This window comes from Streptomyces inhibens, from assembly GCF_022221585.1.
Taxonomy (GTDB): Bacteria; Actinomycetota; Actinomycetes; order Streptomycetales; family Streptomycetaceae; genus Streptomyces; species Streptomyces inhibens.
In genome coordinates, this window is the sequence record NZ_CP084681.1 from 7066871 (window position 1) to 7083415 (window position 16545).

Genomic DNA, 16545 nt, shown 5'->3' on the forward strand with positions numbered 1-16545 from the left:
GTGTCTGGCCGGACGCATGCCCGCGCATGCCCTGAGCGCACGTGTCTGGGATGCCGGGAGCGAGCGGCCAAGGGCGATTTGCTGCGCATCGTGGAGATCGAGGGTGAGTGTGTCCCCGATCCTCGCGGTACGCTGCCCGGCCGGGGTGCTTACGTGCACCCGACATTGGTCTGCCTCGACCTGGCGGTTCGCCGCCGGGCGTTCCCCCGGGCCTTTCGGGGCCGGGGACCGTTCGACACGGCGGCGTTGCGTCGGTCCCTCGAGCGGGGCGCCGGTTGAAGCCGCCATTGCAATAACGCACAGCAAGACGAACAGCGCACGGAAAACCGTGCGGTCAGGTACCTCGCGAGTCGGAAGTAGGTCGAGATTGCGATGAGCACTCGATGAGTACGCGATGAGTACGCCCATGAAGTAGCGACGGTCCGGTGGACAACCCGGACCTAGAAGGAGCGAAGTGGCTAAGGTCCGGGTATACGAACTCGCCAAGGAGTTCGGCGTTGAGAGCAAGGTCGTCATGGCCAAGCTCCAAGAACTTGGTGAATTCGTCCGTTCGGCGTCCTCGACGATCGAGGCGCCGGTTGTTCGCAAGTTGACCGACGCTTTCCAGGCAGGCAGCGGCAATGGCCGCGCCGCCGGTAAGCCCGCGGCGCCGCGCAAGTCGGCCCCCGCGAAGCCGTCCGCGCCGTCCCCGGCGCAGGCGGCACGTCCTGCTGCCCCGAAGCCGGGCGCCCCCAAGCCGGGCCCCGCGGCTCCGGCTCCGGCCGCCCCCGAGGCGCCGGTGACCCCCGTGGCGCCCAAGAGCACGACCCCCGCCGCCGGCCCGACGCCGGGCCCGCGCCCCGCGCCGGCCCCGAAGGCCGCGGCACCCAAGCCCGCTCCGGCTGCGCCCGCGCAGCCCGAGTTCCAGGCTCCGCCGTCCGCGCCGGCCGCTCCCGCCGCCGGCTCGTCGGCTCCCCGTCCCGGTGCCACCCCCGGCCCGCGTCCGGCCCGTCCGGCGCCCGCGCAGGGTGGTCAGGGCCGCGGCGGCGCGCCGCGTCCCGGTGGCGACCGCCAGGGCGGCCGTCCCGGTGGTGCGCGTCCGTCCGGTCCCCGTCCGGGCAACAATCCCTTCACCTCTGGTGGCTCCACGGGCATGGCCCGTCCGCAGGCCCCCCGTCCCGGTGGCGCCCCGCGTCCCGGCGGCCAGGGTGGCCCCGGCGCCCCGCGTCCGCAGGGCGGCCAGGGTGGCCCCCGTCCGCAGGGTCAGGGCGGCGCCCGTCCGACTCCCGGTGGCATGCCTCGTCCGCAGGGTGCCGCTCCCGGTGGCGCTCCGCGTCCCGGCGGCGGCGGTAACCGTCCGAACCCGGGCATGATGCCGCAGCGTCCCGCTGCCGGCCCGCGTCCGGGCCCCGGTGGCGGCGGCGGTCGCGGTCCCGCGGGTGCCGGTCGTCCCGGTGGCGGCGGCGGTCGTCCCGGTGGTGGCGGCGGCTTCGCCGGTCGTCCCGGTGGCGGTGGCGGCGGTCGTCCGGGTGGCGGCGGCGGTTTCGCCGGTCGTCCCGGTGGCGGCGCCCCCGGTGGTGGCGGCGGCTTCGGCGGTCGTCCCGGCTTCGCCGGTCGTCCGGGTGGTCCCGGTGGCCGTGGTGGCACGCAGGGTGCGTTCGGCCGTCCCGGCGGTCCGGCGCGTCGTGGCCGTAAGTCGAAGCGGCAGAGGCGTCAGGAGTACGAGGCCATGCAGGCCCCGTCGGTCGGCGGCATCATGCTGCCGCGCGGCAACGGTGCGACGGTTCGCCTGTCGCGCGGTGCCTCGCTGACGGACTTCGCCGAGAAGATCAACGCCAACCCGGCGTCGCTGGTCCAGGTCATGCTGAACCTGGGCGAGATGGTCACCGCGACGCAGTCGGTCTCCGACGAGACGCTGCAGCTGCTCGCCGACGAGATGAACTACGTCGTCGAGATCGTCAGCCCGGAGGAGGAGGACCGCGAGCTGCTCGAGTCCTTCGACATCGAGTTCGGCGAGAACGAGGGCGGCGAGGAGATGCTCGTCTCCCGTCCGCCGGTGGTGACCGTCATGGGTCACGTCGACCACGGTAAGACCCGACTGCTCGACGCGATCCGCAAGACGAACGTCATCGCGGGCGAGGCCGGCGGCATCACCCAGCACATCGGTGCCTACCAGGTCGCGACCGAGGTCAACGACGAAGAGCGTCGGATCACCTTCATCGACACCCCGGGTCACGAGGCGTTCACCGCCATGCGTGCCCGTGGTGCCAAGTCGACCGACATCGCGATCCTCGTGGTGGCGGCCAACGACGGTGTCATGCCGCAGACGATCGAGGCCCTGAACCACGCCAAGGCGGCCGATGTGCCGATCGTGGTCGCGGTCAACAAGATCGACGTCGAGGGCGCCGACCCGACCAAGGTGCGCGGCCAGCTCACCGAGTTCGGTCTGGTGGCCGAGGAGTACGGCGGCGACACCATGTTCGTCGACATCTCCGCCCGCCAGGGTCTGAACATCGACCAGCTGCTCGAGGCCGTCGTCCTGACCGCGGACGCCTCGCTCGATCTGCGCGCCAACGCGGAGATGGACGCGCAGGGTATCGCGATCGAGGCCCACCTCGACCGCGGTCGCGGCGCCGTCGCCACCGTCCTCGTCCAGCGCGGTACCCTCCGCGTCGGCGACACGATGGTCGCCGGTGACGCCTACGGCCGAGTCCGCGCGATGCTCGACGACAACGGCAACAATGTCGAGGAAGCGGGTCCGTCGACCCCCGTCCTGGTCCTGGGTCTGACCAACGTCCCGGGTGCCGGCGACAACTTCCTGGTGGTCGACGAGGACCGTACGGCCCGTCAGATCGCCGAGAAGCGCGCGGCGCGCGAGCGCAACGCCGCCTTCGCCAAGCGCACCCGCCGGGTGTCCCTCGAGGACCTCGACAAGGTGCTCAAGGCCGGCCTGGTGCAGGACCTCAACATCATCATCAAGGGCGACGCGTCCGGTTCGGTGGAGGCTCTCGAGTCCTCGCTGCTCCAGCTCGACGTCGGCGAAGAGGTCGAGATCCGCATCCTGCACCGCGGTGTGGGTGCGGTCACCGAGTCGGACATCAACCTGGCGACCGGCTCCGACGCGATCGTGATCGGCTTCAACGTCCGCGCCGAAGGCCGTGCGACGCAGATGGCCGAGCGCGAGGGCGTCGACGTCCGGTACTACTCGGTCATCTACCAGGCGATCGAGGAGATCGAGGCGGCCCTCAAGGGCATGCTCAAGCCGGAGTACGAGGAGGTCGAGCTCGGTACCGCGGAGATCCGCGAGATCTTCCGCTCGTCCAAGCTCGGCAACATCGCGGGTGTGCTCATCCGCTCCGGCGAGGTCAAGCGCAACACCAAGGCGCGCCTCATCCGCGACGGCAAGGTGGTCGCGGAGGACCTCAACATCCAGGGTCTGCGTCGCTTCAAGGACGACGTCACCGAGATCCGCGAAGGCTTCGAGGGCGGTATCAACCTCGGAAACTTCAACGACATCAAGGTCGACGACGTCATCGCGACGTACGAGATGCGGGAGAAGCCGCGCGGCTGATCGCGTAGCTGTACTGGGGCCGGTCGGCGGAGCGAAAACTCCGTCGATCGGCCCCGGCCGTTGCGTGTACGGTTCGAAAAGACACGTACGCCCCCGGCTGACGCTGGGCGGTGCCCCGAAGGCCCCACGGGTGGCTTTACCCGTTTTGCATGTACGTAGGGACGCTGTCCTTTGACCTGCTTCTCGGCGACATACGGTCGCTGAAGGAGAAGCGCTCCGTCGTCCGCCCGATCGTCGCCGAGCTGCACCGCAAGTACGCGGTGAGCGTCGCGGAGGTCGGGGACCAGGATCTGCACCGTAGGGCCACGATCGGCCTGGCGGTGGTTTCCGGGGACGCCGGGCATCTCACCGATGTCATGGACCGCTGCGAGCGCCTGGTCGCCGCACGGCCCGAAGTGGAGCTGCTGTCGGTACACCGGCGGCTGCACGGCGACGACGACTGACCTCATGACCGGACACGTCGCTGCCGGTGGAAGCACAATTGTGGAAGACAAGAAGGAGACGGACCAGTGGCCGACAATGCGCGGGCGAAGAAGCTGGCGGACCTCATCCGGGAGGTGGTCGCCCAGAAGCTGCAGCGCGGTATCAAGGACCCGCGGCTCGGCTCGCATGTGACCATCACGGACACCCGGGTCACCGGCGACCTGCGGGAGGCTACGGTCTTCTACACGGTCTACGGAGACGACGAGGACCGCGCCAGCGCCGCTGCCGGGCTGGAGAGCGCCAAGGGCATCCTGCGCTCGGCGGTCGGGGCCGCGGCCGGCACGAAGTTCACGCCGACCCTGGCATTCGTGGCGGACGCCCTGCCGGAGAACGCCAAGACGATCGATGACCTGCTCGCCAAGGCACGGGCCGAGGACGCCAAGGTGCGCGAGGTGTCCTCGGGCGCCCAGTACGCCGGTGAGGCCGACCCGTACCGCAAGCCGGGCGAGGACGAGGACGACGAGGGCACCGCGGCAGAATGAAGCGTGAGAGCAACAAGCCGGGCGGTCTTGTCATCGTCGACAAGCCGGCCGGCTTCACTTCGCACGACGTCGTGGCGAAGATGCGCGGCATGGCCCGCACCCGCCGGGTCGGGCACGCCGGCACCCTGGACCCGATGGCGACGGGCGTGCTCGTCCTGGGCCTCGAACGGGCGACCAAGCTGCTCGGCCATCTCGCGCTGACGGAGAAGGAGTACGTCGGCACGATCCGGCTGGGGCAGACCACGGTCACCGATGACGCCGAGGGCGAGATCACCGCGTCCAAGGCGGCGCACGGCATCGCCCGTGAGGACATCGACGCCGGTGTCGCCCGGCTGTCCGGCGCGATCATGCAGGTGCCGTCGAAGGTCAGCGCCATCAAGATCAACGGCAAGCGGTCGTACTCGCGGGTCCGCGACGGCGAGGAGGTGGAGATCCCGGCCCGTCCGGTCACCGTCTCCTCGTTCGTGGTGCACTCCGCGCACGAGGCCGAGGCCGAGGACGGCACCCCGGTGACCGATCTGCTGGTCTCCGTCGAGTGCTCGTCGGGGACGTACATCCGCGCCCTGGCCCGCGATCTGGGCGCCGGGCTCGGTGTCGGCGGCCATCTGACCGCCCTGCGGCGTACTCGCGTCGGCCCGTACAAGCTGGACCGGGCGCGCACCCTCGAACAGCTCCAGGCCGCGGTCGACGATCCCGAGGGGGAGGGGCTGCCGATCATGCCGGTCGGTGACGCGGCCGCCGCGGCGTTCACCCGCTGGGACGTCACCGAGGCACAGGCGCGGCTGCTGCTCAACGGCGCGCGGATCGCGATGCCGCGCTTCGAGGGCGACGGACCGGTCGCGACGTTCGGGCCGGACGGCACGTTCCTGGCGCTGGTGGAGAACCAGGGCGGGAAGGCGAAGAGCCTGGCGGTGTTCGCGATCTAGGGGCGTCTCGGGGTGCCTACGGGCGTCCAGGGGGCGTCTGCGGACGGGCCGGTGGGGCTGGTCCCGACCGCTGAGAGCTGATGGCCGGGGCCGGAGCGTGCACATACGCTCCGGCCCCGGCCATTGCGCTGTGTGTACGGGGGCGCCGGCGGCTGCCGGGGGACGGTGGTGGAACGCGGGCCGCCCGGACCGGCCGGAGCGTCGGCCCGCGCTCCACCATCCCCCTCCTCTGTGTCTCTATCCAGCCGGCGTCGGCCATTCACTCATTCGGTGAGGCGCTCGGAGTGAATCAAGGAGTGGACGGGGGCGCTTTCGACGAGTGTCCTGTCGAGACGATCACCGCCTGCCTACCGTCGGGGTTTCGGGACCGGGCGGGGAGGATCGGCAATGGCGTTGCTGGATGCCGATGCGGACATGGCACTGGTGCGTATCCGCGATCTGGCAGGTCGGACGCGCGGCACGGGGTTCCTCGCGGACCACGACGGCACCGTGGTCACCAGCCATGAAGCGGTGGACGGGGCGGAACGGCTGGTACTGCAGACCATGCTGCAGCCCGTGGCGGACGCGGGCGGAGGCGCGTCCGGGGGCGCCGTCGGATGGACCTGCCGGGTGGAGCCGGACGCCATCACGCCCCTCCCGGAGGCCGGGCTCGCCCTCGTACGGGCCGGGGGCCTCGGCCCGCACCGGCTCTCGCCGCTGCCGATCGCCGCGGGTCGGCCGGCGCCCGGCACCGGCGCACGGCTCTGGGCCGCCGGCTGGCTGGACGGCACGGTCGTCGGACCGGGCTCCGGCGTGGCCTACACGGCGACGGACCGGGTCCATCCCCTCGACGAGACTCTGGAGTTGGGACTGTGCGCGGGCGGCCGCGAGGCGCTGCGGCTGGGCGGGCCGGCGGTCGGCGGGCCGGTGCTGGACGCGCGGACCGGCGCGGTGCTCGGCGTCCTGGGCACCGCGCTGCACTCCGGGCGCCGGGCGGGCGGCTTCGCCGTTCCGCTGCGCGCGGTCGCCGAGGCCGCGCCACGGGGCCCGTTGGCCGCGCTCCTGAAGCGCAATGCGGCAACCGTCCCCGCCTACGGCAGCGAGCTCAATCCGGCCGGCGCACTACGGCTGGCCGCGGCGTCCGTGAGCTCGGCCGAGCGGCCACGGCTGTGGCGGGAGCCGGTCGAACGGCCGGATGTGGCGGGGGAGTTCGCGCGCTTCACGGCGGGCGAGGGGGCGGTGGGGGCGCGGGTTCTGGGGCTGGTGGGGGAGCCGGGGACCGGGCGGAGCACGGAGCTGGCCGGGCTTGCCGCACGACGGTCGGGGGGCGCGGCCCCCGCTCCGACCGTCTGGCTGCGCGGCGCCGAGCTGCGGGCCGACGACGACGGCGTACGCACCGCCGTCGGGCGCGCGCTGTGCGCTGCGGGCCGGACCGTCGCCGCGGAGGGGCGTACGGCCGGTGACCCGGCGGACGCCACCCCCGAGGCCGTGGCCCGGCTCGCGGCCGCGGCCGGGCGCCCGCTGCTGGTGCTGCTCGACGGGCCGGAGGAGATGCCGCCGGCGCTGGGGCGGCAGCGGCTGGCCGCATGGGCCGAGGCGACGGCCGCCTGGCTGCGTACGGCCGGTGTGCGGCTGGTCATCGCCTGCCGCCCCGAATACTGGGAGCGGGCCGGTGCGCTCTTCCCGCCCGGCCTGCTGTACCGCCCGCGCCGGCCGGTGCCCGCACTGCCCTCCTGCGTGGGGATCGGCGATCTCCCCTACGGGGCGGCGGAGCGGGCCCGCGTCCACTACGGGCTGCCGCCCGGCGCACCGGCCGCACCGGACGCCCGCCATCCGCTGGCCCTGCGACTGCTCGCGGAGGTCCGGGCGGCGCTCCCCAAGGGGGACGAGGCCGGGCGGTGCGCCGACGGGCCGGTGGGCATCGGCACGCCCGACCGGCACCAGATCTTCGACGCCTACCTGGACCTGGTGTGCCTGCGGACCGCCGTACGCATCGCGGCCGCGCACCGGCCCCCGCTGCGTGGCACCGCCGTGCGCCGGCTGGCCGCCCAGGTCGCCGGCCAGGTGCACGAGGCGGCTCGCCGCTGCCTGGCCGCCGGGCAGGGCGCGCTGGACCGTACGTCCTTCGAGGAGGTCTTTCCGCCGGAGGCGGGCTGGGCCGCCGCGGTGCTCGCCGAGGGGCTGCTGGCCCCGGCCGGCCCCGGATACCGCTTCGTACACGAGGAGTTCGCGGAGTGGCTGGAGGGCGCCCATGCCGACCTCGACTTCCTGCCCGTTCCCGGACCCCGCGTCGGGCCGGTCGTGCAGGCGCTGCTGCGGCTCGCCCGGCGGGAGGGAACGGTGCAACTGACCTTCCGGCTGGCGGAGTTGGTGCCGATGGCGACGGCTCCCGCCGGCACCCCGGCGACCGCGCAGTCGCCGGACGGCCGCCGGTGGGCCGGTCGTCTCCTGGCCGGTGTGCTGCTGCGGGTCCCCGACGCCACGCCGTACGCCGGTGTGCTGCGGCTGCTCGCCGACCGGATCACCGAACGGTCCCTCCGGGCGGGCGGCTTCGCGCATACGGGCCTGGAGACGTTCGGGCCCTGGTTCTGGGAGCGGCTGGCGCTGGCGGACGAGGACCGGATGGATCTGCTGCGCCGCCTGCTGCCGGCGGACGGGCCACCGGCCGTGGGGGGAGGGCGGCGGAGCGGGGTGCGGGACAGGGGGCGGAGCGGCGTGCGGGACGGCGTGCGGCGCGGTGGCGGGCGGGGCGCCACGGCCGGCGCTTCCGGCACCTCTGCCACTGCCGGCACCTCTGCCACCTCTGATACCTCTCACACTTCCGGCACCGCAGACGCCGCCGACACCCGCGGCCCGGACTCCGCCGGCGCGCGCCCCGACCACCCCTTCGCCCGGCCACCACAGGTGCGGGTGCACCCCGCCGACGCCCCCGCGTCCGCGCGCGAGGGCGACGGCCGGACGGATGCCACCACCGGCCCGCGCCCCGCGCCCACGTCCCCAGGGGCCGACGCCGTCGCCGACGGCGAGACGCCCGAAGCGGCCGCCGCACCAGCCATGTCCGCGCCTGCCGCGGCACGCCCGGCGCGGTTCCTCGACGCGGCGGCCGAGCTGCTGCGCGCCGACCCCGAGCGGATGCAGCCGCTGCTGTGCGCCTGGTTCGACGACACCCGCCCCCTGCAACGCCCCGGCGCGGACACCGAGGGCCCGGCTCGCCGCGCAGGCGCCGTGCCGCGTGAGATCACCGTCGCCGCCGCCGCGCAGGCCCTGCTGCACACCCATCGCCGACGGGCGCCCGACGCGCTCACGGAGGCGCTGGTGGCGGCCGCGCACCCCAAGGGCGACGAGCTGCTGGACGCGCTCGCCGAGGACGAGCCGGAGGCGCTGTGCCGGGCCGTGGACCGCTGGGCGCACGACCCGCGTGCCGAGCGCCGGCTCGCCGCGGCGTCCTACGGGCTGCGGGTCGCCCCGTACGCCACCGCCGAGGCCGACCGCGCCGTACTGAGCCAGGCCGCGCACCGCCTGCTCTCCCGGACCGCCGACGGCGCCCAGCACGGCTCCGCGCTCGCCCTGCTGATGGGCGACCCGGCCACCCGCTCCCACTTTCTGGACCGCGCGCTGGCCCGCTTCGTCGCCGGGGATCCGCAGCTGCCGCCCACCGTGTTCGCGGACGCCCTGACCGACCACCCCGGGCCGGTGCTGGACGCCTTCCGGGCCCGGCTGGTCGGCGGTGGGGGCCCGCCGGTGGCGGCCGCGCTGCTGCGGATGCTCGCCGGTATCGACCTGCCGGACCTCGCCGCGCGCGCCGCCGATCTCGTCCGCGGCTATGCGCGGGACTGCCCGGACCGCGCGGCACGGCCGGTCGCCGAGTTCCTCGCCCATCGCCTGGAGCGCGGTCCGGCCGCCCGCGCCGCGCTCCGCCCGCTCGCCGAGGAGCTGTTGACGCGCTACCCCGCGCCGGTCCGCTGCGCGCTCGCCGCAGTACTGGCCGAGCCGGGCTCCGGCGACTCGGCCCCGTTGCGCCGCGAACTGCTCGATGTGCTGCTGGCACAGGAGGCGTCGTACCCGGCGCCGCACGGCGCGTACGGGGGAGCCGGCCGTGACACCCGCGTTCTGGAGGCGCTGCTGCGGGCGGCCGCCGAGGGCGCGGAGCGGCGTCCTGCGGACCGTACCCGGGAGCTGGTGCACCGCACCGGCATGCTGCTGGTCCGTACGCCGGAGGGCGCGGCCTGCTTCGACCGGCGGCTGGTGGAACTGGGGCGGCGGGTGCCCGGCTTCGCGCGGCGGGTGCAGGACTGGGTGGCGGCCGAGCCGGGGGAATGGGCGGCGGTGGTGGGCCCCAGCGCCCGCGCCACACTCGCCGGCTGCCGTGGCTGACCGCGACCCGACCAGGGCACCCGCCACCGCGTTCCCGCCCACGAAGATCCACTGCCGGGGCCCCGGACCTGTCCGGCGGATCAGGGTCGGACGGCCCCTAGGGCACCCTTCGCGCGAAGCACCCCTCGCGGCATGGCAGTCTTAGACCTGCGTCATGCCGAATTGGCGCAAGGAACGGACAAGGGTTCGGGCGAGGAGCGGGCACAGTGCAGCGCTGGCGTGGCTTGGAGGACATCCCCGAGGGCTGGGGACGCAGCGTCGTCACCATCGGCTCGTACGACGGAGTGCACCGCGGCCACCAATTGATCATCGGGAAGGCCGTCGAGCGCGCCCGCGAGCTGGGGATCCCCGCCGTGGTCGTCACCTTCGACCCGCACCCGAGCGAGGTCGTACGCCCCGGCACCCACCCGCCGCTGCTGGCGCCGCACCACCGGCGTGCGGAGCTGATGGCCGAGCTGGGGGTGGACGCGGTGCTGGTGCTCCCGTTCACCAAGGAGTTCTCGAAGCTGGCGCCGGCCGACTTCGTGGTCAAGGTGCTGGTCGACAAGCTGCATGCGCAGGTGGTCGTCGAAGGCCCCAACTTCCGCTTCGGGCACAAGGCGACCGGCAATGTCGCCACCCTCGGCGAGCTCGGCGCCACCTACGACTACACCGTGGAGGTCATCGACCTCTTCGAGCGCGGCACGGCGGGCGACGGCGAGCCGTTCTCCTCCACGCTCGTCCGGCGCCTGGTCGCCGAGGGCGATGTGGCCGGCGGGATGGAGGTCCTGGGGCGGCCGCACCGCGTCGAGGGCGTCGTCGTACGCGGTGCCCAGCGCGGCCGCGAACTGGGCTTCCCGACGGCCAATGTGGAGACCCTGCCGCACACCGCGATCCCGGCCGACGGCGTCTACGCGGGCCTGCTGCAGGTCGAGGGCGAGGCGATGCCGGCGGCCATCTCGGTCGGCACCAACCCGCAGTTCGACGGCAAGACGCGCACGGTCGAGGCGTACGCCATCGACCGCGTCGGCCTGGATCTGTACGGCCTGCACGTCGGGGTGGACTTCCTCGCCTACATCCGCGGCCAGGAGAAGTTCGACACCCTCGACGCCCTGTTGGAGCGGATGGCGGTCGATGTGAAGCTGGCACGGGGGCTGATCGCCGCGGCGCGCTGACCCGCGGCGCGCGTCTGCGCGAGGGGACCGGCCGACGCCAACTCGGCCGGAACCAGGCGGAGTTCGACCGGAATCGGTTCACTCGTCCGGAGGACGACGTGATACGGGGCGGGGCCCGGCACCTTACTGGTGCCGGGCCCCGCCCCGTATTGCCCTACGGCCTTCCGCCCCGCCTCACTGCGGGGGCGGCTGCTGCTGCCAGCCCGGCGCCAGACCCGGCTGTTCCGGCTGCGGCGCGTCCGGAGCGGGCTGTTGCTGCTGCCAGTGCGCCGGCGGCTGGGCGGGCTGCTGGGTCCAGCCGCCCTGCTGCGGCGGGTAGCCAGCCGGCGGCTGGCCCTGCTGGGGCTGCTGCGCCTGCTGGGGCTGACCCTGTTGCTGGGGCTGGCCCTGCTGGGCGTACTGCTGCTGGGCGTACGGGTCCCCGCCCATCTGCTGCTGCGGGTACATCCCCTGCGCCTGCTGCGCCCGCGAGAAGTCCTCGGCCACCAGGGCGGAGAGGTTGAAGTACGCCTCGCGGGTCTTGGGCCGCATCATGTCGAGGTCGACCTCGGCACCGGCGGCGAGATGCTCGTCGAAGGGGACGACCACCACACCGCGGCAACGGGTCTCGAAGTGCGACACGATGTCATCGATCTTGATCATCTTGCCGGTCTCACGGACACCGGAGATCACCGTGATACCGCGCTGCACCAGGTCGGCGTAGCCGTGCGCGGACAGCCAGTCCAGGGTGGTGCTCGCACTGCTCGCACCGTCCACGGACGGGGTGGAGATGATGATCAACTGGTCGGCGAGGTCGAGGACTCCACGCATCGCGCTGTAGAGCAGACCGGTACCCGAGTCGGTGAGGATGATCGGGTACTGCTTGCCGAGGATGTCGATCGCCCGCCGATAGTCCTCGTCGTTGAACGTCGTGGAGACCGCGGGGTCCACGTCGTTGGCGAGGATCTCCAGGCCCGAGGGGGCCTGTGAGGTGAACCGGCGGATGTCCATGTAGCTGTGCAGATGCGGAATCGCGTGCACCAGGTCACGGATGGTCGCACCGGTCTCCCGGCGCACCCGTCGGCCGAGTGTGCCGGCGTCCGGGTTGGCGTCGATCGCCAGGATCTTGTCCTGCCGCTCGGAGGCGAGCGTGGAGCCCAGCGCGGTGGTCGTGGTGGTCTTGCCGACACCGCCCTTGAGGCTGATCACCGCGATCCGGTAGCAGGACATCACCGGCGTACGGATCAGCTCCAGCTTGCGCTGCCGCTCCGCCTCTTCCTTCTTCGCGCCCAGCTTGAACTTGGACGGCTGGGCATTGGCGCCCGGCTTGCGCTTCTTGGGCTGGTTGCGCAGCAGCCGGTCGGAGGTCAGCTCGACCGCGGCGCTGTAGCCCAGCGGCGCGCCCGGAGCGGCCCGCTGCTGTGGCTGCTGCTGACCCGGCTGCGAGTACGAGGCGTAGTTCGCCGCCGCGTTCGGGTCACCGACCTGCTGCCCGGGGAGCGGCTGGTACGGGGTCTGCTGTGCCTGCTGTGCCTGCTGCGCTTGCTGAGCCTGTTGGGCCTGGGCTGCCTGTTGGGCCTGCTGTGCCTGGGCTGCCTGTTGGGCCTGCGCTGCCTGTTGGGCCTGCTGAGCCGCCTGCTGCTGGTCGTAGCCGGGCTGCGCCTGCTGACCCTGCTGCGGGTAGCCCTGCGCTCCGGTCTGCGGATAGCCGTAAGCGGGCTGCTGCGCGGGCACGTTGGGGTGGTGCTGCGCCTGCTGTTGGCCCTGCTGGGGGTAGCCGTAAGCGGGCTGCGGATAGCCGTACGCAGGCTGCGGCTGCGCGGGCGCACCCTGCTGCTGTTGCGGGTAGCCGGCCTGCTGCTGGGGCTGGCTCTGCGAGTAACCGGCCTGCGGCTGCTGCTGTGCCTGCGGCTGCTGCTGCTGGACCGGTGCCTGCTGCTGGCCCTGCTGCGGCTGCTGACCGGCCTGTGCCTGCGCCACCCGCGGGTCCGCGGGCTGGAACTCCGGCGGCAGCGGTGGCAGCGCGCCCTGTCCCGGGACACCCTGCTGCTGACCGTCCGCCGCGGCACCCCAAGGAGCGCCCTGCTGAGGCATCCCCTGCTGCGGAGCCCCCTGCTGCGGAGCCTGCTGCTGGGGAACACCCTGCGGGGCCGCCTGCTGCTGCGGAACGCCCTGCTGGGGCACCTGCTGCGGCTGGGGCTGGCTCTGAACGGGCTGAGCGGGCGGCCCGCCCTGCGTGGCGGCTTCGGGGGCAGGCTGGGCGGGTACAGCGGCCTCAGGGGCCGGCGCACCGCCCTCGGCGGGGGAGTCGGCCGCGGGTGCGGCCTCCGGCTGGGGCGCCGGGGCAGTGGGTGCGGCCTCCGGCTCGGACGCGCTCGCCGTCTCCGGCTCCGCGTCATCGTCGTCGTCCCAGAGCGAGGCCGAGGGGTCGACACCCGTGCCCGAGCGCTGATTGCCGGCACCGTCGTTCGCGGCCGGCGCGGCCTCGGCGGGAGCCTCCGCCGCCGGGGGAGCGACGGCGGCCGGCGCGGCATGGCCCGCGTCCTGCGGGCGCAGCGTCGGGAACCCGGGCGGTGCGGCCTCCACGGGCGGCGGGGCCGTCGGCACACCCTGCTGCGGAACTCCGGGCACCGGCGCGCCCTGAGCGGGCCCCGGCAGCGGCTGGCCTGTGGGAGGTCCGGGAGGCGGAGTGGTGGGCGAAGACGCAGGAGGAGCCGAGGGACCGGGTGCGGCACTTGTGCCGCCACCACTGGTGTCGTTGCTCGCGTACCAGGCCGGCGCGGCAAAGTCGATCTTGAACTCGCCGGTCAGGTCGAACTCGGACTGGTCGTCGTCAGGATCGTTTCCGTCCGGACGGAAAGCCTCCTGCTCGTTCACTGTGCCTCCTGGTGTACTGCAACGCACCTGAACGGCAGGACCGGATACAGGCGGATCGATCGGATGTAGCGGAAGTCGGAACACACCACCCGGGGTTGCGCCAACACTAACTGTCTCCATCCCCGTATCTACTGCCGTCGTGCTGTGCTCCTGCGGCTCTCCCACACAGCCTAATCAAGAGTCGGCCCATAACGGCAGTCGATGTCATGTCGTCTTCAAGCCCCTTCGGCACACTTACGGGCGCATCCGAGGATGCGCCCGTAAGTCGTGCCCGCGGCCGGTTGTCTGCTCGCTGCGCTCAGCGCCTCGCGGCCAACCGGCCCGCAACTACGGTCAGTCCATACGGCGCGGCCCGCCGAGCAGGTTGGTCTCCGCCTCCGTGGGCTGGGTCATGACGAACTGATGGCCCTCACGCGAGCACCACAGCATGGCGTTGTCGCTGAGCGTCGGCAGCACCGCACCGACCTGCTCCGGCAGCCGCATGATTCGCGTCACAACCTCCGCCTCCTCGGGCGAAAGCCGCTGCAGACCGACCAGATCGGCGCGGCCGAGCATCTGCGGCGACCGCGGCCCGAGGAACGGCAGCACGGTCAGCACCGACTGCCAGGGGCTCGGGGCGAGCTGATTGCGCGGCGGTCGCGCGCCCATGTCCCGTACGACCAGCACGGGGCTGGAAACCGACGGTCCCTGGGGCGCGATCTGGCGTACGTCGTGGATCGAGACACACTGCTGGCCGCCGCCCGCTGACTGCGCCATCTGGGCCCAGGCCGGCGGCCGCGCCGTCTCGACCGCGACCCGGGCGCCGGTGGCGACCGTACGCAGCGCCAGCACCTGCGCCATCCACATGCTGCCGACCAGCGCGATCTCCAGCGGCGCCGGCCGCAACAGGCTCAGCACGGCGGGCTGGTTCTGCGGGTCGATGCCGATGATCACGCCGTCGTCGCCGACCGGCAGGGTCAGCGCGGCGAGCGACTCCGCCGTCAGGACGTGCGGGCTGCGCCGCGGGCCGCGCAGGCCGAAACCGGGCCGCGGCTTCGGACCGGTCGGACCCGACTGCTCCTCGTCCGGGCGCGGCTGGTGCGAGAGCCGGCGGCCGCCACCGCCGGTGCCACCGATCGGGGGATTGCGCCAGCCGTTGCCGGTGGTGTTGACGCGGGGCTGATAGGTGGGAGAGGCCATCAGCGGGTACCTCCGAGGGGAAGCGTGGCCAGCAGGCCGGGCAGCTGTTCACGGTCGAGTCGTACGAGCCCGACCTTCACGGAACCGGAACGAAGCTCCAACTCGCTCTGGGCGGCGGAGAGTTCGTTCTCACTGCGGGTGGAAAGACGGACGTAACCCGAGATGGCCGGGGCGCGGCCGCCGCCGTGCGTGGCGGTCAGCGCGAAGGTGCTGGCCATCGCCCTGGTGCTGGTCAGCAGCTGCGTGACGGCCGCCAACGGCGCGCCGCCCTGGCCCAGTTGGGGCCACCGGCCGATCCAGTACGTGGAGTGCCAGCGGTCGTCACAGCGCATGGCTCGGGTCGTCTCCTGGGTGCGCCGGGCCGCCCGGCCGTCACGCCCCATCGCACCGTTCGCGGCCCGGGGGCTGACACACACCGCGGTACCGATCGCGGCCACGACCTCGCGCTCGGAGAGCACCCTGGCACGTACGCCGTGCGCGGTCAGCCGGCTGACGAGCTGGTCGGCGGCGCGCAGCAGCGAACGCTTGGTGCCCTCCATCCCGCCGCCGCGGGCCTCGATCGCCTCCGAGCACAGCTCCGGGTCGAGCTTGAGCGCGATCCAGGTCAGCTGCAGGGCCGGCGTCTGCGCCTGGGCCTGCAGGGGCGCGTACGAACGGGCCGCGACGGCCTGTTCGGGCAGATGCGGTGCAGGCGCGGGCTGGGTGTACTGCACGAACTGCACGGACTCCAGGTGGATGTCCTCGATGTCGAGCGCGGTGTGCAGCACCTCGAGCGGCAGCATGTGGCTGCCGCGCTGCGGCCGCAGCGGCTCGTCCCGGGCGTCCACCTGGACGATGGCCGTCAGGAACGTACCGTCACCGACGAACCCGATGGCGCGCTGGTCCGACTCGGTCGTGAACTCGTAGGTCCGCAGTGCCGGTTCGCACTCCACGACGGGGGCGAACGCGGGGTCGACGCCCTGCGTGGCCGCGACCGCGGAGGCGCTGTCCTTCCCGCGGCGCTTCATCGCGCGCACGGTCGTGATCCACTCCGGCAGCGGGATCCGGCGCCGCCGGCCGAGCGCGAAGACGACCAGAACGGCCGCCACCACGATGGCCGCGATCAGCGCGACGGGGTGATGGATCGACAGGCCCACCAGCACCAGCGCCGCGGCGAGTTCGATGATGGCCAGCTGCTGTACGCGCACCCCGCCGATGGTTCCGGCCTGTTGGCGCAGCCGCGGCGACACCGGACCGGCCGGGCGGGCCGCAGCCCGGCCGCCATTTCCTCTGTTGCCCGGCGCTGTACCGTTTTGGCCAGCATTTCCCGCGTATTGCGGTGCAGCGGAAGGCTGTTGCTGCTGTTGCCGCCCATTGCGGCGTCGAGCCCTGGTGGCGCTGGACATCCCCCGGCCTGCTCCTCTACTGGTGGTGTGGCCTCTAGGCGTATCGACCGCCGCCGAGACTGGTGCGTTGGAAGGTGGCACCCGTACCGTACGGGTCGATCGATACACGGCATAGTAGAGGGCGCTACGGCGTGAGTGCCGGGGGCGGTCGATGTGGATCCAACAGGCGGGGAGAGA

General features: G+C 73.2%; 10 protein-coding genes. 7 read left to right on the forward strand and 3 right to left on the reverse strand.

Annotated features, from left to right (window positions below; translation table 11 throughout):
- From KI385_RS32060 to KI385_RS32090, 7 genes are all read left to right on the forward strand, one after another.
- Positions 1 to 279 (forward strand): YlxR family protein, encoded by a 279-nt coding sequence (locus tag KI385_RS32060; protein ID WP_128511620.1) that lies wholly within the window; start codon positions 1 to 3, stop codon positions 277 to 279.
- A 175-nt stretch (positions 280 to 454) separates the two neighbouring features.
- Entirely contained in the window at positions 455 to 3550 is a 3096-nt protein-coding gene (gene infB / locus KI385_RS32065; RefSeq protein ID WP_238575564.1) for a translation initiation factor IF-2, read from the forward strand.
- Positions 3551 to 3699: 149 nt separating this feature from the next.
- A complete protein-coding gene (locus KI385_RS32070) occupies positions 3700 to 3993 on the forward strand; it encodes a DUF503 domain-containing protein (protein WP_238575565.1) in 294 nt (97 codons plus the stop codon).
- Between the two features lie 66 nt (positions 3994 to 4059).
- On the forward strand, positions 4060 to 4515 hold the full coding sequence (gene rbfA, locus KI385_RS32075; RefSeq protein WP_006602773.1) for a 30S ribosome-binding factor RbfA: 456 nt from the start codon (positions 4060 to 4062) through the stop codon (positions 4513 to 4515).
- Positions 4512 to 5441, forward strand: a complete 930-nt coding sequence (truB, locus tag KI385_RS32080) for a tRNA pseudouridine(55) synthase TruB (RefSeq protein WP_238575566.1) — start codon at positions 4512 to 4514, stop codon at positions 5439 to 5441. The genes rbfA and truB overlap by 4 nt, the downstream gene beginning before the upstream one ends.
- A gap of 387 nt (positions 5442 to 5828) precedes the next feature.
- Positions 5829 to 9794, forward strand: a complete 3966-nt coding sequence (locus KI385_RS32085) for a serine protease (protein WP_238575567.1) — start codon at positions 5829 to 5831, stop codon at positions 9792 to 9794.
- Positions 9795 to 10000: 206 nt separating this feature from the next.
- A complete protein-coding gene (locus tag KI385_RS32090) occupies positions 10001 to 10948 on the forward strand; it encodes a bifunctional riboflavin kinase/FAD synthetase (RefSeq protein ID WP_238575568.1) in 948 nt (315 codons plus the stop codon).
- 174 nt (positions 10949 to 11122) lie between these two features.
- On the opposite strand, the gene KI385_RS32095 is transcribed toward KI385_RS32090, so the two are convergent.
- The 3 genes from KI385_RS32095 to eccE all read right to left on the reverse strand — a co-directional run bounded on the left by KI385_RS32095 (position 11123) and on the right by eccE (position 16170).
- A complete protein-coding gene (locus KI385_RS32095; RefSeq protein ID WP_238575569.1) occupies positions 11123 to 13804 on the reverse strand; it encodes an SCO5717 family growth-regulating ATPase in 2682 nt (893 codons plus the stop codon).
- A 333-nt stretch (positions 13805 to 14137) separates the two neighbouring features.
- Positions 14138 to 14983: a hypothetical protein gene (locus KI385_RS32100; RefSeq protein ID WP_238575570.1), complete on the reverse strand. Its 846-nt coding sequence runs from the start codon at positions 14981 to 14983 to the stop codon at positions 14138 to 14140.
- Positions 14983 to 16170 (reverse strand): type VII secretion protein EccE, encoded by a 1188-nt coding sequence (eccE, locus tag KI385_RS32105; protein WP_425356995.1) that lies wholly within the window; start codon positions 16168 to 16170, stop codon positions 14983 to 14985. The genes KI385_RS32100 and eccE overlap by 1 nt, the downstream gene beginning before the upstream one ends.
- Between the last annotated feature and the right edge of the window lie 375 nt (positions 16171 to 16545).